Origin of the sequence: Paenalcaligenes sp. Me52 (genome assembly GCF_050487965.1) — a bacterium.
In the GTDB taxonomy this organism is placed as follows: Bacteria; Pseudomonadota; Gammaproteobacteria; order Burkholderiales; family Burkholderiaceae_B; genus Paenalcaligenes.
The window spans coordinates 1,324,303-1,346,955 of sequence record NZ_JBKQFO010000001.1 but is presented as its reverse complement, the minus strand read 5'-3'; the positions used below and the strand labels follow the sequence as shown (position 1 = coordinate 1,346,955).

The window sequence follows — 22,653 nt, the reverse complement described above, 5'->3', positions numbered from 1 at the left end:
CATCCATTAACCGACCAACTTCTCGTGCACCATGCTGTGTTCTAGCACATTGCCTGCGGCATCCATCACGCGCATCGCATCGGCAGAAATTTCGTCAATCACGACAACGGCACCATCCACCAGACCCAGCTCAATCTTCATGTCGACCAGCGTTAGGCCTTTGCTAGCCAAGTCGGCTTCAACGATACGGCATACGCGACGTGTAATGTCTTTAGCTTGTGCCAGATGCTCTGTGCTCACCAAACCAATCGCTACGATAGAATCATCGTTGATGAGGGGGTCGCCGCGCTCATCGTCTTTAACGGTGATTTCTACCAAGTAGTCTAGTTTTTGCTCGGTGTTGCGAATGTACTGTTTGTAACGACGGATGAAGCTGCCCCATGGTCTAGTACGGCATACGAATTCTAGGCCACCTGCACCGTTCAGATCTTTACCCAAAGGTACAGCACGGCGTACTTCCATGGTGCCTTTTTCAAGATCAAGGTCCACCAAGTGTGTGGCGATGTCAGCAGCGTGCAAACGCTTAAAGAAGTAATCAGTCATAGCAAGAGACTTACGACCCTTACCTTCTACCTGACCAATAACGGTGTTTGCACCGGGGTCAATCACACCGTTCTCGCCGGTTACGTCATCCTTGAAAACAAGGAGAACATTATTGTTCGGCAAGAGGAATAAGTCTTTAGTTTTGCCGGAATAGATTTTTTCGTTGCTGCTCATCAATTTACTCGCTGGTGATCCCACTATCTTGTTACTAGGTAATCTTGGTGCACCTGTTACAGAGCCCTGCACGCTAGACGCCCTGTAGTTTAACAAAATACACAACAGCATGAGCGTTACACTTTCCCCTGCTAGCGATTTTTCACAGAAAAATTTTGACCCAGCACCACCAACACCAAAAATTACAGATCTTACTGATTCATCACTACTTTTATCTTTAGATATCAGAGAGCGGTAGACGGTTGATCGCATCAATCGTATGATTACCCCCATTTCATCGAAAGCTCGATTTCAATTTAAGATTCAACTAAAAATTCAAAAAACCAATTAATCATGCATATAAAAAACAAACTCTCAATAAGAAAAATAACACTATTAACAAAAATATTATTCGGTAGTTTGTTATTTTTTCTTATGGCTACACCAAGCCATGCTACTTGCTGGGCCCCAAATTGCTTTGGTGCTGTAGGATTTGATCCGAACACAGGCCAAACATCCTACGCCACTGATTATCCAACAGAGTATCAGGTTAAAGAAGTTCTACAAAAAGATTGCCCTAGCTGCACATACCTCACATTTAATAACGCTTGCGGTGCAATCGTTTTTTCCGAGAAGCACAATTTCAGCTTGAGATTCTACGGCTCCTACGAGAGAGATCTAACAGCCCATGCCTTAGGTGAATGCAGAACAAAAATTAACGAGATAGGCTTAAATGAATCTAGAAATGATAGACGCAGATCTAGAGTTCGTAGCGGCGTAGAATCAGATTGCAAAATTGCTGTCTTGGCTTGCACATACAGAATGTACTAAACATTAAAGAATCATTAAAAACTTAGCGATTATTAAAAATGCTTAAAAAACTCAAACCAAAAATACTGCTGTTGATATTACCTATTGCCATAACCGGATGTGCTACCACAGACTTTACTGATCTTTTGGGTATCTCTAGCACACCACAAAGCTCACCGTTTGACGCTGCCGACTATAGACAATACGGTAAGCCAATAACGTGCTCTGAGATAGGCAATGCCATATCAAAAGCTTATCAACTTAAATCCAAGGGTAAGAACAAAGAAGAAATATATTGGGAAATCACCCCTGAAGATAGCTCCTATGTTCAACAGGATGTTTATACCATCATGATTGAAACAGGTATGTCAGCCGATGCGAAGACACACAATTTATTCACGCAGGCTTGCCAACAAAACGTCGAAACCTATCAATCTATCTTTGATGAAACATCTAAAGATTTATACACCCGCGTCGATCTACTTTATTCCACTGCCTATGGCATTGAGTTAAAAGCTTACCGCGCAAGTTTATCAACGAGTTTTAGGGCGTCTAGATACTACTACGGTAGATCGAAAATGGATATAAAGCGAGATTTCGTCAATGCTGAAAGTCGCGGAGGTCTAGATAATGTGAGTGATGAAATCAATAAATTGGTTTATGAAGAATTAATAGAAATTCTATACAAACCTGAATACATGGACGCCTCAAGTCACCCAAACAAAATCATGCCATCACTAGATAGCGTGAGAATGCAAATGGCACCTGAACTTATACTGAAAGTCGTGAGATAAAAGCCATCCATAGGTAATCTATATTTATATATGAAAGCATTTAAATGAAATTTCATATATAAAATTACGCATTGACTAGAATCTGAGTACCTTATGTCTGAGCCGCCCTGTGTGACGGCTCAGGCTGCCAATCACCTCCCAACGCACGAAAAAGGCTCACTGCCGCCAATAAGCGCTCAGCCTGACGCCGTGCAATGGCATCTTGCGCTGCATATAGGGAACGCTGTGCATCCAACAACGTCAGCACGGTTTCCGCGCCCTCTTTGTATCGTGCCTGAGCCAAAGAAAAAGCACGATTCGCCTGACTCAACACATCGCTTTGTGCATCCCATTGCTGCTGAGTACCCGCAACAGCATCCAGCGACATCTGCACATCGGCAAACCCGTGAAGAATGGCTTGCCTATACTGCGCCAGCATTTGCTGACGCTGCGCCTGAGCAACGTCGTGCCCCGCCGCCAAACGCCCTGCGTTGAAGATAGGTGCAAGCAGACCACTCGCCACCGAATAAACCGGATTAGCGAGCACACGTGATAACTCGCCATCTACACCGCCCACTTTCGCCGAGAGCATCAAGCTAGGCAGCATCGCCGCACGCGCAACAGCCACATTGCCATCTGCTGCCAATAATCGTGCTTCGGCAGCTTTGATGTCGGGTCGTTGCACTAACAGCTCGGACGGCACTCCTACTTCCAGAGTTGGTACGCTCATCACCATCAGATCCATAGCGGTGGAATCAGGCTTCGTGCTTGTTCCCAACCACAGCGCAAGCAACACCTCTGCCTGTGCCACTTGCTGGCGTAGCAACGCGATACTCACACGCTGATTCGCTACCAGCGTTTCTTGTTGCGCCAACGCCAGTGGCGACTCTAACCCCTCCTGTACGCGTGCACGTACCAAAGCGGACACACGCTGCGCGCTGTCCAAGTCAGACATGGCAATCGCAAGCTGTTGTCGCAAGCTCTGCATCGTTATCCATGCAGTTGCTGTCTCGGCGCTCACTGTCAACGCCACCGTCGTAGCATCCAACTCACTGGCCACCGCAGTGAGTACTGCCGACTCTCGCTCGGCCTGTAGACCGCCCCATAGATCCACTTCGTAACTGGCCGTCAAACCCAGTGCAAAATTTGTTCCAGCCGTTTCAGCCCGCCCGCCTATACGATCCTGACGAGAGGCGTCTAGACTAGCAGATACGGTAGGCCAACGTGACGCCCCCACCATACGCGCCATTGCCCACGCCTGTTCTAGCCGTGCAGCAGACGCCGCAATATCTTGATTATTTGCCAATGCTTGTTCTACCACCGCCGATAACTCTGGGCTACCGAATTGCTCCCACCAATGCAGGGAAACCGATGGGCTTATAGGCTCGCTATGTTGAGGCGTCGGCACCCTATGCCATTCTTCGGGTAACGTGGGTAGTGTGTGGTCCGCCGTCGGAGGAACAGCACACCCCGCCAGCAAGACAGAAGCAGCGATAAGCGGATGCCAGAAAAAAGAAGTCTGCATGTTATTCCCCCGCCAATGCCACAACGGGATCAAGCTTCGCCGCCTGACGAGCAGGCATGATGCCAAAGATCATGCCCGTTCCCAGCGCGCAGAAAAACGCCACCAACATGGCTCGCACAGAGAAAATCACAGGCACGCTCCACAACATCAGCAAAGCACCTATTGCCAGCCCAATCACGACTCCAGCCACACCACCGGTACAAGACACCACCACCGCCTCACTCAAGAACTGTAGACGTATGTCACGCTGACGCCCGCCTGTTGCCATACGAATACCGATTTCCCGCGTGCGCTCTTTCACCGACATCAACATGATATTCATCACCCCAAGCCCACCCACCACCAGCGATATACCGGCGATCAACGCGAGCAGCATTGTTTGCTGTCGCATGACTTCTTTTTTGCCCTGAACCACGGCTGCACTATTGCTCACTCGAAAATCGTCTGCCCGCCTGGTCTGACGCATCACATGCTCTATGTCTTTCACCGTCTGATCCAATGCATCTAAATCATCCACCACCACTGAAACATAGCTCAACTGAGGTTTCCCAAAGATGCGCTGACTGGCGGTGGAGTACGGCACCAGCACCAGATCGTCGTCATGACTACTACCACTGACCAAGCCCTTTTCGGCTAGCTCGCCAATCACCCGCAACGGCGTGTTATTCAGCAAAAGGTACTGACCAATGACATCCTGCGGGAGCACATCGGGAAACAGTCGCTCTCTAGCCACTTTGCCCAATACCACAACGGGTGCAAGCGCCTCGTCATCCTCGGGCGTAAAGAACACCCCATACTGAACGTCCCAATTCAATACCACAGGGGCATCGGCGGTGACGCTCCACACGTCTGTGGCAAAGATTTCCCCACCTGCTCGCAGCAACGCCGACTCGGCCAGATAAGGCATCGCAATGCGTACGTTAGCGACCTGCTCCAACACCTTCGCATCCCGTTCGTAAAACTCCCCTCGTAATCCTGTTGTCGCATCCACATCTGGGCCTACGTACATACGGTGTGTTCCCCAGAGGGCGATTTGCTGCAGCAGTTTCTCGTTATTTCCCTGCCCTACAGCCACCAGAACAATCACCGAGGCCACGCCGATAATGAAGCTCAACAACGTCAGGAAGGTACGAAAACGACTCACCCAAAGGGCTCGCCATGCGCTAGATAAGGTAGTTCCTATGTCTTGCAACCATGATGCTGACAACGCTTGTGTTCCTATACGACCAAAAGGCACACAAGATAAAGAACCCACAGCAGCCGCACTCGCGGTAGTAGGCATCGCTGTTTCCGCTGTGGCCAAACTGGGTTGCTCTTGCCGCGTTGGCTGTACGGCATCCTCAACAATCTCACCATCGCTAATACGCACAATACGCTGCGCCTGCGCTGCCACCTTGTCATCGTGAGTGATCAGAATCACCGTATGACCCGCCGCGGCCAACTCATTGAGCAACACCATGACTTGCGCACCGCTACGGCTGTCTAAGGCCCCCGTGGGTTCGTCGGCCAATATGACCTGACCACCATTCATCAAGGCCCGCGCAATCGATACGCGTTGCTGCTGTCCCCCCGAAAGCTGCTGGGGCCTAGAAGTGGTTTTGTCGGCTAACCCAAGTAATGCTAGTAGCCCTGTCGCCCGCTCTTCTCGTGCGTGTGCTGGCACACCTGCATACACTGCGGGCATCTGCACATTGTGCAGTACATCCAACGTAGGAATCAGGTGATAGCCTTGGAACACAAAACCAAAGGCCTCTCGGCGTAACCCAGCCAGTTCATCAGCCGACATTTGCGACACATCACGGCCCAGAAAACGGTAGCTACCTGAGGTGGGTTTATCCAAGCAGCCCAGAATATTCATTAGGGTGGATTTTCCCGAGCCCGATGCCCCTACAATCGCCACGAACTCTCCGGCCTGTATGGTCAACGAAATCCCGTGTAACACCTCCACCGCAGGGGAACCCTCTTTGCCACCGTACTGCTTGCGAATGTCAGTCAGCGCTATGAGTGTAGCCCTAGCTTCCGTATCACTCACCATCGTAACCTCTTGGCGCCGCTTTCCTCGGTAATACGCATCACCAATTCATCGCCCTCTTCCAAGCCAGAAACAATCTCAGCATACAAGCGATCTTTCATACCAATGTTGACCATGCGAGTTTGCAGGCTATCGCCCCCCGTCCACACTTGGGTGGTAAACACACCGTAATCTGCGGTAGGCCGTAGCGCCGCTAAAGGCGCAAGCACTACATTCTGTGCACTGGCTTCAACGAAGAACACACGAGCACTCATCTGCGGCATCAAGCTGCCATCAGCATTATCTACATCAAACAAGGCGGTATAGCTCACGGCCTTACTGGCAGACGCCCCCTCCACACTGCTTTCACCACTTTTCACCGGCGGCGCAGGCAATACCTGACGCAGTTCACTTTCCCAACGGCGAGGCTCTCCATTTGTATCCAGCAAACCTAATGTCATGAAATACACAGGCATAGCAGGCTTCAACCTGCCCACATCGGCCTCTGAGGCCTCCGTCCAAACGGTCATGCTGGTCAGATCTGCCAAGCGCAACAGATTAGGAGTTTGGTACGTGGCATTGAGCGTCTGGCCCTCACGCGCCTCTAGCGTAATGATTGTGCCGTCCATGGGGGCATAAATACGGGTATAGCCCAACAACGCCTCATTCCCTTCTAGCGTGGACTGCGCACCCGCAAGCTGCGCCGTTAAGCTTGCAACACGCGCTTGGGTGATACGTACATGGGCTTGCGCTTCTTGCAGCAGCTCAATACTGGTGGCTTCTTGTCGCTGCAACCGCTGTTGACGAGCCGACTTAAAGGTAGCCAACTCTAACTCAGCCTCCTGCTCTGTTAACTGGGCACGCAGGCTTTCTAGTGTGGCGCGGTTGGCATTGACTGTCGCCATCTGCACGGTAGGATCAATTTCCAACAACAAATCGCCTTTGGATACGGTATCGCCCACTTCCACAGCAATATGCTTAATCTGGCCAGACACTTGCGCGCCCACATCCACGTAACGGTGTGGCTGTATTGTCCCCAAGGCCGAGACAGACAGCTCTAGACTGCCGCGTCGTACCGGCTCGGTTTCAATAGTCAGCTCGGTGCGCCACAACGTTCGCCAGAACAACAGCAACAACAAGCCCAGGGCAAGCGCCGTCAGCAGGCGACGCGCCATGCGACGAGAAGGTATACCCATTTACATCATGCTCCATCAAATATCGTGTAAAGCTCGGGCACGTAGTAACGCAGACCATTGCTCGCTTGCCGCGCAACTGGTCTAACAGAAATACGCAGCACCCAATAAACGGGCGACAGTAAAACTGCCGCCCTGTTGGCTACATCACTATTACTATTGCGTAGAAGGGTTACTGCCCCACTACGGTCACAGTGCGTCTAGATCCACACGAACCACCTGCTCCAGACCTTCTGGCTGCTTCACACTGACATACAGTCGTTGACCATCAGGCGTCACAGCGATGCTGTTGGGGTACACAGGCAGCGCGATACTATGTTTGATGGCGTAGCTTGTCGCGTCAATCACGCTTAGCGTGCCGCTTTCTCGACTCGCCACATACACTTCATCGCGAATGGGGTTATAGCGAATCCCTACCGGTGTTTCTCCTGTAGGAATGGTGTGCAAGATGGCACCTGTTTTCATATCAAACACTAAGGTGCCTTCGCCATTATTCAACTGGTTAGCAAACAGTCGCTCACCCTTGCTATCCAACGCGGTGTTGACCAGAAAGCGTCGTTTGCCATCGGTTGACAACAGTTTTTCAGGAATACGGTTTTCGCCTACTTGCTCCCAACTCTGTGTGTCAAACACGGCATACGCGGCGGTGCCACTGACCAGCAACTTATGATTCGCCGCATCCAAAGTCAAACCCGCCGTAGGTGCATCCATGCCGTGCAGAATGCGACTGGTTGAGAAGTTCTTACCGTCTATCACCCAGATAAAACCACCATCGGTCACACCACTCACGATGATTTCATTGGCAGCTTCGTCCACCACGATCTGACGTGTATGCACTGCCTTGCCTTTAGCATTATTCACGCCATGACGCAGGGTTCCTTTAACCTCACCCGTAGTGGCATTAATAGCTGTCACAGCGCCATCCAGCGTATGGCCGGCGTAAAGCGTATTGCTGCGTGTGTCCAGTGCCAGCGCAAAGGGTTTTAGTGGCAGGTCGATTTGTCTCTGTACAGCCAGTGTGTTGGGATCTAACTGATAAATCGCACCGCCCCCATTGCTAGAAAAATCAGCGGTACTCGCCACGAAAACCGCATTAGACACGGGGCTATACACCAGCTCGTAAAGCCCTTCCGCAATATCTTGTCGCAAGATAGGGCCTGACACTGGAGCAGAGACAACAGAAGGCGCCGCATTCTGTCTGTCTGATGGTTGCGATGTGCAACCCAGAACAAACAACGGGAACAATGCCACGGGAAGGTAACGCATACCACGCGTTAAAAGCGTAAATTTCTCAGCCATATAAACCTCTTCAACTTAACTCTGATATAAAAATTCGGAACAATGCTGAACGCACGCAGGGAGTACTGCCGGGCTACAACTGCCCCCTACGCCGCGCACGTTCACTCTCATGCTTAGAGACACTACTAGGGTGTTTAGTACTTCCAACGCAGATTCAACATCACACTACGTGGCGCGCCGTAGAAGTTACCGAAACCCGCAGACCCTATCTGACGCAGATAGGTACGGTTGAACACGTTGTCTACCAGTAAATCCACATTCCAATGAGGATTGATCTGATAGCCTACTTTGGCCGCTACGGTGGCGTAGCCCCCTTGGGTATAGATGCCGTTATACGTATCACTTTGCAGATTCAAGCCTGCGCCTACCGTCCAACCTTGCAGCGCACCGTCTAACACCTTGCTGTTGAAGCGGTACTGAGTCCACAGCTTGACCATATGCACTGGCACTCTGGAGTCTAGTGGCGTACCAACTTTGGCCGCGTTGGAGTCTTTAACAATCTTGGACCTATTCCAGGTGTAGCTGGCGCTAATATCCCAGCCTGGTGTGGGGCTGCCCATCACCTCTAGTTCTACACCCTTACTTCTCACCTTACCGGCGCTGAGGTAGCAGGTACCTGTAGAGCTACCACCGCAGCCTACATGAGCGTCATCGACCATCGCGCGGTTCTTATCTTCCAGATAGAAAAACGCTAGGGTGGCATTCAGCTTGCCATCCATGAACTCGCCTTTCAGGCCGGTTTCAGCCTGCCAACCTACGCGAGGGTCCAGTATGTTGCCCGAGTAATCAAAGTTGGTTTGTGGTACGAAGGTATCCGCATAGCTGGCATACCACGTCATGTCAGGATGGAAGTCCCACACCAAGCCGCCATAAGGGGTGAACTCATTGCTGGCTTTGGCATTACTGGTTTTCCAGCTGGTCTGCATTGGCCACGTCGTCCTACTCTTACTGGAATAATCCGTCCAACGGCTACCCAGTATCAGTCTGAAGTCATCAGTGATGCTAAAACGAGCCGCCGCATATAAACCCGACTGCTTGGTGATGGTCTGACTACGGTCGGTAGGTGAACCAAACTCATAGGAGCCATGATCATCCAGCACATAGTGAGGGGCTGGAGAGGTATAGGCTTGGCCTGAGCGGTAGTCGCGCTGAGAGATGTTGTACCCAAGGGTTAGCTCATGCGTCTGGCCTAGCAACTCAAACGGGCCACTCGCGCTTAGGTCCGCGCCTTGAAAGATACGAGACTCATCCAAATAGCCCAGACTACCGCCGCTGGATAAACCCGTGTTCTCATCAATACGTGTATTGAAAAATGAGTACTGTTCTATGTTCACTCTGCCGTAGTTATAGATCAATTTAGTTTCCCAACCATTATCAAAACGGTGGGTTAAATCGGCAGACAGCTCTGGGCTCTCTCTGGTCGACGGTTTATCAGAGCCCACAAAAGAATCACGACCGGGTAGCTCACCATTCATATAACGCGGCAACCCCCAGTTCACGATGGTTTTCTGATACCCATATGTCCCTGTCAGGCCCAGCGTTGTATTAGGCGTCAGGTCATACTCAATTGCCCCATAGAGCAAGGTATAGCGGTTAAACCACGTCTCATAAAACGTGTCTTTGTCATCGTGTGATAAGACCCCGCGAGCGCGTAATCGCCCACCTTCTGTCAACGGGCCGCTGACATCTAACTCAACACCCTTATTGCTCCATGAACCAGCACGCACCGCACCTGAGAAAGCAAACTCTTTAAGCGGGCGTTTACGCACGTAATTGATGGTGCCGCCGGGCTCGCCGCTACCTGACAATAAAGCGGAAGGCCCACGCAACACTTCTAGGCGATCATATTGTGCGATCGTACTGTTGCCCGGTGCCCCGGTATAACTACTTTGTATAGGTACGCCATCCGCTTGAACGTTAGCCGCAAAGCCACGAATGCTGGCCGCTTCTTGGCCTTCATAGCCCGACAATGTCACCCCTGTAACTTGCCTAAGGGCATCAGCCGAGGTGGTCCACCCTCTATCTTCAATCTGCTGGCGAGTCATTACCGAAACAGACTGCGGGATCTCGCGCAGAGAGGTCACGCCCCTAAACATGGTGACGGCATCCGTCGCATACGAGCCGCTACCGTCGGTCTCCGCACCTCTGCTGCCAATCACAGACACTGGCGCTAATTGTGCAGCTTCCGCTAACGGCGACAAGATGACATTTTTGCCTTCTCGTTTATATTGCACCGGCGCCCCCTGCAACAAGCGCTGTAGCGCCTGCTCTGGCGTCATCGCCCCCTGTACGGGTGGAGCCTGTATACCGGCCACCACTTGCTGCATATAGAAAAACTGCAGATCAGTCTGTCGCCCTAGCTGAATCAGCGAATCCTCAAGCGGCTGCGCGGGAAGGCTAATTTGTACGACCTCCCCTTGTGCATGCACACTCATGGGCATACTCAAAGAAAACGTGCCCATTACGGCCATGGCTGTCAGGTTAAGACACAATGCAGAGCGGGAAGCCAGCCGTCTGCTAGCAGAGTGAAATGGACGGTTGTCCATGGTCGTTCATCCTTCAAGAAAAAAGACTGCTGTGAAGCGTCTAACCCTTTGGCCAAAGGTAGGTTGCATGAATACATAAAGTGCTCGCCAAAGAAGCGGCATTTTCATGAGTAAAGCGCTTTGGCCACCTCAGCTCCTGAATGGATTTCTAAATATAAATTGTAACTATTTGCAATAACCAAAATAAGCCCACCCATAGGCGTGAGCATGCCTCGCCACACGGCGAATACAAGAAAAAGGAAAAGTGCCCTATGGCTTGAAGCCATGGGATAGAAGCTGCTAGCGCGCTAGGATATCCACCGCACTACCGTCAGGCCGTCGCTGCACGATTACTGGCGCAAACTGAGGCAACGCTGCCAGAAAAGACTCTGGGTCGTCGATATTAAACACGCCCGACACACGCAACTCACCTATACGAGCATCGCGCACCAGCATACGTTGATCGCTGTAACGGTTCAGCTCCTGAATGGCCTTGGCCAATGGAGTCCCTCTAAAGACCACCTTGCCCTCACGCCACGCCACAGCGCTTTCAACATCGGCACCTTTGCCCGACGTCAGCTCACCAGATGGCGAGACGCGTGCGATATCGTTTGATCGCAACATCGCCGTTTGCCGACTCCACCACGGGCCAGCACTGACCTCTACCGAACCCTGCAAGACATCGACCGAGAATGCCTGCTCATTACGGCGCACATTGAATTGCGTACCCGTCACGCGTACATTGCCGCTTTCTAACTCAACAATAAACGGCGTACCCTGCTTGCCATCCACATGGAAAAATACTTCGCCCTGGTCTAGACGAACCGTGCGCTGATTGGCATAAAGCTGTACCGAAACCGTAGTATCGGTATTCAGCAAAAGCGTGGAGCCATCTGGCAAAGTAACCTCAGTACGCTCGCCATGCGCCGTAGAAAGCTGCGCCTGATATTCAGGGGTGGCACGCCACTGCATAGGATCAACAATGGCAAACGTGACTGCCGCCGCACAAACCATTCCTAACCCATAACTCCAGAATGCACGTCGTGATGGCTTGTGAACCACATTCGGCTTAGGTATTGCACCTAGCTTTTTCACTTCGCTTTTTGGCAGCGCAGCCGCCATGTTCCAGATATGTTGTACGTGTTGGTAGCGCTCTTCGTTTTTTGGATCAGCCTGATGCCATTGCTCAAAAGCCCTACGTTCTGCAGCGGTCACATCATCTGAACACATGCGTTCGTACCAATAGGCAGCCTGATCGTATGGATCAGCCGCCGTAGCAGGATCTATATGGTCAGTCATGATCGTCAGCCCTCCAGAACCAAGGCACGAAAAAAACATGCCCCCTCATAAGACAAGACGTTTGGCTAGACTGCACTCCTGAACAACTAGTGAGCATTTTTCTGTAACTGAACTTGTAAATGACGCAACGTTCGCATCATATAGCGCTCGACCATATTGCGAGAAACGCCCATCTTATCGGCTATTTCAGCGTTTGATAAGCCCTCTACTTGGCGCAGTTGAAAGGCAATCTGACATGCTTGTGGAAGGTCATTCAGAGCAGCCAACATAATGCGGGCAGTTTCATCGGCCTCATACAACTCATGGGAACTTGGTTCCATCGGATGGCTTTCCTCAGGTAAAGCATCCAGCGACTGTGTTTGTCGCACCTGTTCGGAGCGATAAATACTAATGGCACGATTTGAGGCGGCACGCTGAAAATAATACGGCTCATAATCCCGTAATACCGCCGTGTCCTGCTCCAACATCTTCAATGCCACATCTTGCAGCGCATCTTCGGCATCCTGCCGGTTATTCCATTTGCGAGCCCATGAGCCCACCAACTCGCTGTAGTGAGCGAGCCAATTCTTTTTGGGCATAGATGAGCGAGACATGGCAAATACAAAAAGACCAAATTGCAGCAACTCGCAATAATAACAATAATTCTCATTTGTATATAGAGAAATGAAACATTAGCTTTTTATCGTTGTAGATTAGTGCCTCGGGCTGGTTGCTCACCCATCGCATGAGGAATACCGGTAGCTAATCCAACCTCAAATCAGTCTGGTATTTCAATCTCTTTTTTACGATCAAACACAACATTACATTGAAGCCTCTGCCGCAGCCTAACTGGCTGATAGCCGTTTGTGACTATACTAAGCACTATCTTAATAAACCCCTGTTGTAAGCCACTCTGCTGCTCATAGTAGCCCAGCAAAAGAAACAGACTGGCGTACGTGTTTTCGACGGTCTTTTATTACGCGTCATTATGTTGTGTTGATCTCTTATGATTCCTTTCGCCCCATTTCCTGTCGTTCTCTTACTGCTTCTGACGCTAGGCCAGTTGGCGGTGGCTGTTGTGCTGATCTGGGCTATTTTGCTCGTAGTACAGCCAAAACGCCGCGCTGACTTTAAAAACAGACCATGGCCACGAATACTGTTTTTGCTGCTCTTGCTAGCACTGGCTGGCTACTACGGTTCGTTTCAATGGGATCTCTATCAATACAAAAAAAACTATCAAGAAGAAATCCGTAGTCGACAGCACGTATTAAAAGAGCCAGGGCGCTACGCTGGCATAGACATGCCTACAGGAACGGAATTAGAACTAGAGGTTTGGGGCGACCCAGACAGCGTCTCTTGGGCCCGTTTTCCAGAGCCTGTGATGGTAGGCAATGCCCCCGTGCTGTCTTTCGAGCGCCCCCGCCCTGACCTACAAGACTCCAGTTGGAGACTGCATCTGGCACATGATACTAAGCTAGACGGCTGGCAGTGCGATGGCAGCAAACTGCTGGAAATGGAACAAGACTATATGTCTGAGAGCGGCTTTAGATTTGTAAGCTGCTTTTTAGCCGAAGGAAATCAGATCACCGGTTGGAGCCCATTGGCTGCGGCGTCCAATAGAAGTACTGCACCGGATTTTGTGCTGGATATTCCTGCTGGTACGTTGGTGCAATCCAGGCCTGAGGGGACCCTTTACGTCAACGGAGAGCGAGACCAAGATCGTTGGATGGTACGCGTTGAAGAGGATGGCTTACAGATTAATGCGTGGGGATTGCCTTTGGAACGCGCTTATTTTGCCGTCGATAACAATAAAGCGCTGCTTTATCTATCGCATGCTGACTTGGCTCAAGACACTGAACTTGGTGGAGTTAGCTATGCAGCGGGGACTCGCGTGTCTACACCGAACTATAGGTTTTACCCGCAATGGCCGCTGCTAGTGAGTATGACATTGCCTGATAAGGATGATTCGGGTCGAAGCAAAAAGCAGTTGCATGAGCTGGGAAGCGGGGAGATTTGGACAGAGGGGCAGGAGGAATGATCGCACGCAGTAAGCCCGCAGCCTAAGCCCTCACGTAAACACTCACTCTTTTGATATCATAAAAGTGATATTAAAAAAATGCCCACAGCTACGTGGGCATTTTATATGTCAAGCATAATTATAAGCTTCGTTCAGTTGCCATACTATGACAGCTATTAGCAATCAAAAATCTCCAAAAAAAACACTGCGCCTAAATTATCTGAGCATATTATTTTTATACTAAACTATGCTAAGTAAAAACAAATTAAATCTCATCAGAAATTTAACCTGAAATAAATCGTAGGAATTTTTTCATCTTCGAATCCTTATAACCGTCATTTATCAATTTCCGCACGCTACTGCGAAAATTTACTGAGATTAAATAGAAAGTATCAACCTCTTTTTCCGCACTTAATTCTAGGTAGCCTTCAGAAACCAACTTATGAAAAGCTTTAGGTCGTAGCCCAGGAATATGATTCGAAAATCTCATATGTACTTTGTTATTATCCCGAAACCCACTATTTCGGTAGAAGCTCTCTAGAAACTTCCTTGCCTCTTCTATAATTAAATTTTCGTTAGCTTCTGAGCTGAGACTCAGCATCGCAATTGACTCTTTAAGATCACCAACATTACAAGTACTTTGATCAATATTTGCTTTTAGAAGTGAAGATTTCTTATAACTATCGTTATGACAAGATATAAATTCAGAGTATAGAAAAGATGCACCGCTAAAATCGGAAGAAAGAAATTTCGGATAGTTTCTAAATCTACTATTTACAACTGTAATATTAGTGAAATCCAAAGCAGGTAAATCACCCATAATAAATAAACCATCTAGAGTGTCAGTAGCGTTATAAATCTCTTTTACATCATTAGTAAAGGATTCCTTAGTTGAGTTTTTTATAAGAAAAGCAACTGATAACAAGTTCTCTATTGCATTTATATATATATTTCGCTCTAGAGTGTTAGTATTATCTCGAGTGAACAGCTTGAACTTACTAATAATTTTTCCTGCAAGTACAAAAAACTCATCTTTTCCATCTTTGAAGAAACTCACTAAATCTCGCACCTCTGCTGACTCTATCGTAGGACGAGAAAGACATTTAGCAAAACTCAGACCTGTCTCTGCGTTAATCAAACCCTGAAAAAGACGTAGAGAATTAAGGTACGCATGCAAAAAATCGTATTTAAATCTGATTTTATTTTTTTCAAATTTAACGAGTGGGTTCTTCTTAATAAGCTCTGGAATTCCTCTTCCATTATCCCCATATAATCCTTCTGAAGTTTCAGAAACAATCTGAAAATCCCACTCCTCTCCCTGCTCTTGATTTAAGTATGTAAACAACTCAACATACTCATCAGTTTCAAGATTAAACTTATGTCGAGTCTTTTCCCTATCAAAAATCGAGTATATTATATGATCAGTAATCTCATTCAATGAAGGATAAGGTGTTTGAGAAAAATCTAACTCAAAACCAAATTGATCATTATCTTCATTCAATTCCTCCTCTGCAATATTAGATATTACATCTACGAAAAACGGTACAATTCTATTTTCATAATTAAATAGGCTAGAATTGATTTTTTTTGCTATTTTCTTACAAATTGCCTCGCTATTTTCGTACGCACTGAAACGTCTATTTAAATACTTAATGTAATTTGATTCTTTAAATCCTAGAAGTTCATATCTAACAAAATCCAATTTCTCTAAAACCTCCTGGTTTATTAGCGATGTATCCCGTGATGTTAACACCACACGCCCATAGCCCAGCTCTTTATAGTGAGATGAAATTGAATCTAAAAAAAGGCTCAGATCAAATTTTTCTTTAAATATAGATGCCAGCTCATCCAATCCGTCAATAATTATCGCTATATTTCCACTAACAATCGACAAATCAAAAGTTTTTCTATCTATTAAATTACTATGACCAAGATGGTTTGCCTGTAACACATACAAATCATAAATTGTATTAATCTCAGGAAGAACCCTACTTGTTGAATCAAGATATTTTCTTATATCTTCAGACCTAATAAGTACAGTCAGAACATTTTCATTATGCCTAATGATAAGCTCTTTAGCTAATGACAAACATAGTGAAGTCTTACCGATACCACCACTCCCTATAACAAGTTGAGGTATACAACTCGCATCATTTGTTAGTTCTTCGAGCAGGTGCTTAACTGCTGACTCATAGGTTTTTTCTTCAGACTGAAGTTCTTGAGTAGTATAAAAATCTATAGCATCAGGAGGCTGAACACTTTTAAAACTCTCATCGATACAATAGTTCCAAACATATTCTTCGTATGTTATCTCTGTTAAAACAAAACTTGATCCCTTGTTTTTATCTAAAAGAATTTTATCTATAGATGAAGTATTTTTTCTTTTTTCTTTTGGTCTCAATATTGTTAGATTGGAAATTTCTATTTTCTTCTCAATTATCATTTCCACAGCACGTGTCAGTGTTTGAGATATATTAATATTATTATGCAATGCTAATATATGCATGAGAGCAGGGCTTTTTGTTTCCCACAGCTCATATTTAATCCTGTACCCTCCAGAAAAATCCGTTCCTTCCTGAGAAGATATCAAGCATTTTCTATTTCTTGCTCCAATTCCTATTATTTCTGAAGCCTTTGTTAGCTGATACACTTTCATTTCTGTTTGAACTACACTCTTAGGAGGTCTTTTATATTTTTGTTTTTCTAGAATTTTTTTTACCAATTCCTGAACATTTTCCATAAAACAACTATCATTTGTAAAGTCTATGTATAAATGACCTTTCAAATATGTTGGCGTACTATCTTCTTCCCTTAAAACCACTATGCTATTAGTACGCTTAGTTTCTAATAACGCCTCCCAATGTTTCGCACTATTTAGATAAGTCTCAATCCCAACCCCACCCTCTCTTTCATTTGCTTTTTTAAAATATTTTTTTGTTGCAACAACGATTGTATAGTCAGCATTTCCCACTGACTCTTCCATATATAAATTTTTATCAATAAATGAATCTAGGTCATAGCCATCCCAAAAGACGTGTAGCTCAGGATTTCTCTCTAACTCCTCTGCTAACTTTGCTACCCACTCACGATGCTCATTTGAATCCCAGCTATAGGATATAAAAACCTTCTTCTGCTCCATGAACTCCCTTCCCTTTATCGTGATTTATATAGATAGTTCATTACAATTATCAGCTTTAATTACCTCATCTCATGAAGAATCTCTTACTCTAACTGTTATTCGTCTATCATAAGTGACTTAATTTATACCATTATGCCATCTTCATGTTTGATTTTGTCATTTTGAGAGATAATAATCTCGGTAAACAAAACTATCACCTAGTATACAATTCTCAAACCCAATCAAAATCATCTGTAATTCATACCGAAAAAATAGAGAAGATTTATTTTCCTCCATTGCTCCTCAAGAACTTCCATATCTTTCTAACGCATCTACTCACTAACTTGCTACTTCATTTCAACCCACATATCAGTTTGATGCTTAGCCCGTACCTTTCCACCTAAAATATACTTAGGTACAAACTACTCGAACAAATGTAGCAATTTTTACCGTAGAAAATTTAGTGGCATTGATTACCCATATTATCCCCTGAGGGGCATAGAGATCGGCAGTCATTTCCTGTAGAGGTGCTACAGCATACTTTCTACGTGCAATACGCAAAGCGTTCATAATCTCCCTAAAATCATCTTCGCACCCGTCTCTACCTAAGTAGAAAATAGCCATAAAGCATTAGCAACAATATCTACCAAAGAGGCTGACTTCTTGCCCCTCTCATTCGATCTTGTAACTTTTCTCACTTGAGATCAACTCTCCTCACCTATTCACCTACTATGCCTATAAACAATTGTGCTGACTTAGGAAAACTATTACCGTTACTACCCTGTGTACTATCTAGTCCTGCCGCCTCAGGGAAAAGAGATACGTCCGAGTCAAGCCCTCTCTCGTTGCGTTCAGCCCCCCCATACTTGGCATATCCATCATATTGGCAGAAGCTTGAGGGCAATACTCAATATGCTTCTAAAATAGTTAATTTCCATATCCGATATCCCTCAGGCACAACCTAACTCCTGAAACAAAAAAGCCCGCACTTAAGCGGGCTTTTTTGTTCCTACGACGAGCCGTCTAGCTATGCCAGACGCAGGATCATTCCCACTCAGTCATAAATAAGAAATTATTAATCTTAAAAAACAATAACTTGCATATCACAAATCATCTAATACCATTAAAAAAACCATACTCAAAAAAGCGCATAAAAGTATGCGCAACATCTTGACTAATCATCAACTGCCTTATCGAGCCCAGTCTCACAGTTTCATCAATGATGTGAATTAGAATCAAAGCTCAAATGTGCGGACTAGGCTGAGGCTTTATAAAAACACTGCCCTGACGTTTATCCAAATTTAAAGCAATAGCATCTGTATTTTGAGGTTGGTGCAATATGATGTGTGTTTAATCGAAGGTGAATGTCGAGAGCAGCCCATGCTGCTGCCAGCGGAACCGACTATGAGCAGGCCCAGCAGTACGACATCGATTTTGATAAAGTGCACGACTCAAGTTATAGGCGCCCCGGCTAAAGACAGCGCTCAATGCAGCCTTCACAGTTTGCAAGAAGCTGTTGCAGACCCTACGCGGCGCAGCCAGGCCACGCACCTCCCGAGCAAAGGTAGCTTTTCATACAGTTCTTCAGCTGTTCCAATAATTACGGTGGTCTAGCACAAGACCTTGAGCGTTTAGCCGCAAGAACGTCCCTCCACGAATGCACTGCGGCACACTTTTGCGCCAGCGACGCATACGAAAGTGGAACTCCCAAGCCAAAAACGCTCGTTGCCCTTGCGCCAGTTGCTCCGTCACTATACGATTCGGTATTTCAACAACAAAAAAGGTAGTTTATGAAACGTTTGCTCAAGGCTACAGTCGCGGGGGTACTGGTGGTTGGATTGACTGGTTGCGCGCAGATCGGCAGTGCTGTCAATATGCAGATACACAAGGCCAGGATTCGTGGCGAACCCGTTGACAAATTCGTGGATTATTTCGGCCGCAATATCGCAGTTGCCACTGTTCTGAACGGGAATCCTGCTTACACGTGGAATGCGTCCTATACAGAAGCCCGTACTGTTGAAGTGGACAGTTATGCGTACTACAACCAGGATCGCCCAGGCATGACCACAGGCATCGTCTACGGAACGCGTACGTTTGACCGTGATTGCAAATTGACGATCGCCTACGATGAAAGCACACGCTTGGTGACAGACCTGGAGCTGACAAATGAATTCGAATGCACGCAAGTTCGCGCGGAACTCGCGAAGCTTCAGCCAGTGTGGGGCTTCTAAGCAAGTATGCTCCCACCCGGTCGGTACCAGGTGAGCTAACGACCCAAAGTTACCTGCAGAAGGTAACGCAAGATGTCCTGAAGGAATGCTCGTTTTGACACTGTAGACGCAAGATCAATATCAACTCGAAGATGATCCTAACATTGCTAATAGCATTGGGGGCTTTGGCTTCTCTGTTCTTCAACTCAGGGAGCTATTACCACCCTTTTCCCTCTAACGCAGAATAAGTCTGCAACTCTGCGTTAACTGTCTACTGTTGATAGTACGGCAACGTACCCTAGTCCCTAACGTCACCCACGAGCAAACCAAGTGCACAGCTTGTACTAAGCAATAGTTGATTAAATTAAACTCAAAGAGAACAACATGAAAAATAAAAAATCTTCATGGTACTGGCTACATCTGCCGTTTTATGTCTCGGTGTTCGCCATACGGGAAACTGCCTGACAATGAGCATCTACAAGGTAAAGCCATAAATCAACAACTCGCTGAAGCTCAAGAACAGAACTTAGGCATTGTATTAACGCCTATCCTCCACGTCCGAGACATTGAAAAGTGAAATCTTGCTTTAGACGATGCAATGAATCAACGTGTGCTAACAAGCTTATGCACGCAAGTAACAAGCAACCGAACTCTAAACGTTCTCTTTGAAAAAACCGTTCAAGCAGCTACTCAATCAGTAACAGCAAACCAAAATAACTGTTGTAAAATGCAAGATTCTCACTAAGAATCTAATTGGGCAGTAAATATATTTACTGCCCATTCAATTGCTTTATCTATTGCACAACAAGCTCAACCCGCCTATTGCGAGAGCGACCAGCTTCCTGCGCATTACTTGCTACTGGCGAAAAAGAAGCTACCCCTTTAGCAACCAACCTTGCCACATCAATACTATACGAGTCACGTAAAGCCTCAACAACCGCTTGTGCTCTACTCTGAGACAATGCAAGATTTGTATCAAGTGAACCTTGGTTATCCGTATGGCCTACTACATACACTTTCAGACCAGCATTACTGGTCAGTAATTTAGCCATTTCTGACAAAGCCGCACTAGACTCCGGCTTAATCTCTGCTTTAGCGCTATCAAAGTAAATACCTGGAATAGCAACATACCCGTGACGCTCAAGTGATTGCTGCAACTCATCAGCTTGGAGAGTTTTTATTTGATCTAGCTCCAACTCTGTACCTTCTATAATTTGCTGATAGAGATACGTTCTATTGTTAGGAGTATCCTCCACTACGTGTAGAAACACGTGCACCTCCCCTGTTTCATCGCTACGACGCGACAGTACAATCCGCTCACTTGCACTACCAAAGACAGCATCACCAAAGCTTTGCGGTCGTACACGCCCCTCCAAAGAAATAAAAGGCATCATGTCCGTTCCACATGCTTCTGGACCGTGACAAGCAAACAATGTTTCAAAACCTCCTTGCTGCAGTGCCTTTTCATAGTTTCGAAAAACTTCTAGGGCGGAGTGTTCACCCGGGATTCTGTAAGAGATACTAGTAACCTTACCTTCCAGCTCAAGCAGCTCACTCGGTGCTTTTCTATCATCAATCTTAGCTCTTGGCAAAGACGCTGCATCGTAATTTTTTTGCAAGTAACTACGAATCTCTGCTCCAGGAAACCGATTTAATAGCTGATGATCCGATGAGCCTTTCACATCAGCAGCTAAGACAGTAGTTACACCCCCAGCTAATAATACTAAAAGCATTGATGAAATCGTTTTTTTCAACATATTCTTAAATAACCCGCAAAAAACTTAATCGCTAGAAATTGCTCTTTACAAGAGCCAACTACTACACACTCTTATACATAAAAACTTTACAGATCTTTTGGAAAGCCTATATTTTACGGAATGCACTACGCACCGCCCCACACTTCGTTAGGGCGGTAAGCTCAAAATTCGTAACCAAACGCGTCTGCGGATCATATAACATGGTCAACTGACACAAACGTAATACGTCTCTATCTTCATAAATAATACCTGTCCTCATTCCTGGGCGATCCAAATTATGATACGCATAAGTATCAACTTCTACAGTCACTCTTTGATAATAGGAAAGATCCCATGTGTAGGCAGCCTCTCCATTCAAAACTGTTTCAGCCTCAACGCTACGACCAAACACACCGCGATATTTCTCTATTCTCTCGCCTCGCACCATAGGTTTCTCTATGAGGAGAGAACACCAAGAGCAGAACCAATCTCAGCTGCGCAACCACTCAAGCTTAGTGCCACAAACACTGTTAAAACTATTATATAAAACGTGTCATTTTTAGATCAAAAACATCAATTAAATAAAATTTTATCTTAAATAAAAACACGGAATTCTAACAATAATTAATAACGTTCACAATTACAAATCACATCAATTTCCAGATCGATAAAAGCCACAGAGAAAATAACTGCCACAGATAGATTTTTTAACCTCGAATAAAGCGTTAAATTTCTCTCAGAATCGTTATTCAAGTAAAAACTGTTCGCTTTCGTAAAAAACGCAGAAAAAACTTTCAATAATAAAAATTATATTGTCGTGTGAGTATTATTGATCTTTAACAGCACAGTTTTGCCATTCAAATTTCCCTGAATGGTAACACCAGCCGGCAGTCTCCATCGCATCTTCCAAGACGAATAATGGTGCAATACTGGTTTGGTTATCCGACTGGCAGGTAAAAGAGGCAATATTTTCATCCCCTTTTGATACATTAACACCAGCCTGTAACTCAGCCTCTTCGTCCAGACGGTCGAAGCTTTGCCACACATGGTATTGATATCCCTGATGGTTAAATACAACACTTGAGTTGATAGCTCTGCCAACGCCTTTCCATGGCGACACCGTTTTGGCGGAGAAATTTTCGCTTAGCGAAAGTCCCTTCTTTTCTTTCTCACTGAACTTATAGGTAAATTTCGGCTCTGCGTTGTCAGTGGCAGGCTCTATGCAAACCTGTAAATGTTTATTCTTAGCAACATTGCAAGAAACGAATACCTCTCCGATACAACTTTCTGCTGATAATGCCGAAACAGGATAATTAATAAGGAAACCAGCAGCCAATACTTTCATGCAGAAAATTGAAGCACAAAATCTATAACTTTTCATCAACTCACACCAAATCGCTATAATGCATCGACAAGTTAATCGGTGAGTGTACAGATTAACGCATTAGGCATATAGAATATT

At 46.4% G+C, this 22,653-nt stretch carries 16 protein-coding genes; 4 read left to right on the top strand and 12 right to left on the bottom strand.

Features of this window, described 5'->3' with window-relative positions:
- Positions 1-6: 6 nt before the first annotated feature.
- Entirely contained in the window at positions 7-717 is a 711-nt protein-coding gene (locus ACLO87_RS06330; RefSeq protein WP_430223093.1) for a phosphoribosylaminoimidazolesuccinocarboxamide synthase, read from the bottom strand.
- A gap of 333 nt (positions 718-1,050) precedes the next feature.
- Here ACLO87_RS06330 and ACLO87_RS06325 point away from each other — a divergent pair, with 333 nt between their 5' ends.
- Positions 1,051-1,527, top strand: a complete 477-nt coding sequence (locus tag ACLO87_RS06325) for a DUF4189 domain-containing protein (RefSeq protein ID WP_430223092.1) — start codon at positions 1,051-1,053, stop codon at positions 1,525-1,527.
- A 38-nt stretch (positions 1,528-1,565) separates the two neighbouring features.
- Complete coding sequence (locus ACLO87_RS06320) at positions 1,566-2,300, top strand: hypothetical protein (RefSeq protein WP_430223091.1); 735 nt, start codon at positions 1,566-1,568, stop codon at positions 2,298-2,300.
- A 91-nt stretch (positions 2,301-2,391) separates the two neighbouring features.
- Here the strand turns inward: ACLO87_RS06320 and ACLO87_RS06315 are convergent, their stop codons facing one another.
- The 7 genes from ACLO87_RS06315 to ACLO87_RS06285 all read right to left on the bottom strand — a co-directional run bounded on the left by ACLO87_RS06315 (position 2,392) and on the right by ACLO87_RS06285 (position 12,724).
- A complete protein-coding gene (locus ACLO87_RS06315; RefSeq protein ID WP_430223090.1) occupies positions 2,392-3,804 on the bottom strand; it encodes an efflux transporter outer membrane subunit in 1,413 nt (470 codons plus the stop codon).
- Position 3,805: 1 nt separating this feature from the next.
- Positions 3,806-5,839, bottom strand: a complete 2,034-nt coding sequence (locus tag ACLO87_RS06310; protein WP_430223089.1) for an ABC transporter permease — start codon at positions 5,837-5,839, stop codon at positions 3,806-3,808.
- Positions 5,833-7,011, bottom strand: coding sequence for an efflux RND transporter periplasmic adaptor subunit (locus tag ACLO87_RS06305; RefSeq protein WP_430223088.1), 1,179 nt, complete (start codon positions 7,009-7,011; stop codon positions 5,833-5,835). The genes ACLO87_RS06310 and ACLO87_RS06305 overlap by 7 nt, the downstream gene beginning before the upstream one ends.
- A 186-nt stretch (positions 7,012-7,197) precedes the next feature.
- Positions 7,198-8,307, bottom strand: a complete 1,110-nt coding sequence (locus tag ACLO87_RS06300; RefSeq protein ID WP_430223087.1) for a YncE family protein — start codon at positions 8,305-8,307, stop codon at positions 7,198-7,200.
- Positions 8,308-8,441: 134 nt separating this feature from the next.
- A complete protein-coding gene (locus ACLO87_RS06295) occupies positions 8,442-10,853 on the bottom strand; it encodes a TonB-dependent siderophore receptor (RefSeq protein WP_135866528.1) in 2,412 nt (803 codons plus the stop codon).
- A 279-nt stretch (positions 10,854-11,132) separates the two neighbouring features.
- Complete coding sequence (locus ACLO87_RS06290) at positions 11,133-12,131, bottom strand: FecR family protein (protein ID WP_430223086.1); 999 nt, start codon at positions 12,129-12,131, stop codon at positions 11,133-11,135.
- Positions 12,132-12,217: 86 nt separating this feature from the next.
- Entirely contained in the window at positions 12,218-12,724 is a 507-nt protein-coding gene (locus ACLO87_RS06285) for a sigma-70 family RNA polymerase sigma factor (protein ID WP_135866524.1), read from the bottom strand.
- A 392-nt stretch (positions 12,725-13,116) separates the two neighbouring features.
- Between ACLO87_RS06285 and ACLO87_RS06280 the strand changes: the two genes are divergently transcribed.
- The gene (locus ACLO87_RS06280) at positions 13,117-14,148 is read left to right on the top strand and encodes a hypothetical protein (protein WP_430223085.1); all 1,032 of its coding nucleotides are present in this window, start codon (positions 13,117-13,119) and stop codon (positions 14,146-14,148) included.
- A gap of 262 nt (positions 14,149-14,410) precedes the next feature.
- Here ACLO87_RS06280 and ACLO87_RS06275 read toward each other — a convergent pair whose 3' ends face one another.
- On the bottom strand, positions 14,411-17,266 hold the full coding sequence (locus ACLO87_RS06275; protein WP_430223084.1) for a toll/interleukin-1 receptor domain-containing protein: 2,856 nt from the start codon (positions 17,264-17,266) through the stop codon (positions 14,411-14,413).
- A 1,769-nt stretch (positions 17,267-19,035) separates the two neighbouring features.
- On the opposite strand from ACLO87_RS06275, the gene ACLO87_RS06270 reads away from it, so the two are divergent.
- Entirely contained in the window at positions 19,036-19,476 is a 441-nt protein-coding gene (locus tag ACLO87_RS06270; RefSeq protein WP_430223083.1) for a hypothetical protein, read from the top strand.
- Positions 19,477-20,249: 773 nt separating this feature from the next.
- On the opposite strand, the gene ACLO87_RS06265 is transcribed toward ACLO87_RS06270, so the two are convergent.
- From ACLO87_RS06265 to ACLO87_RS06255, 3 genes are all read right to left on the bottom strand, one after another.
- Positions 20,250-21,212, bottom strand: coding sequence for an OmpA family protein (locus ACLO87_RS06265; protein ID WP_430223082.1), 963 nt, complete (start codon positions 21,210-21,212; stop codon positions 20,250-20,252).
- 106 nt (positions 21,213-21,318) lie between these two features.
- Complete coding sequence (locus ACLO87_RS06260; protein ID WP_430223081.1) at positions 21,319-21,639, bottom strand: hypothetical protein; 321 nt, start codon at positions 21,637-21,639, stop codon at positions 21,319-21,321.
- 378 nt (positions 21,640-22,017) lie between these two features.
- Entirely contained in the window at positions 22,018-22,572 is a 555-nt protein-coding gene (locus tag ACLO87_RS06255) for a hypothetical protein (RefSeq protein WP_430223080.1), read from the bottom strand.
- Positions 22,573-22,653: the final 81 nt, after the last annotated feature.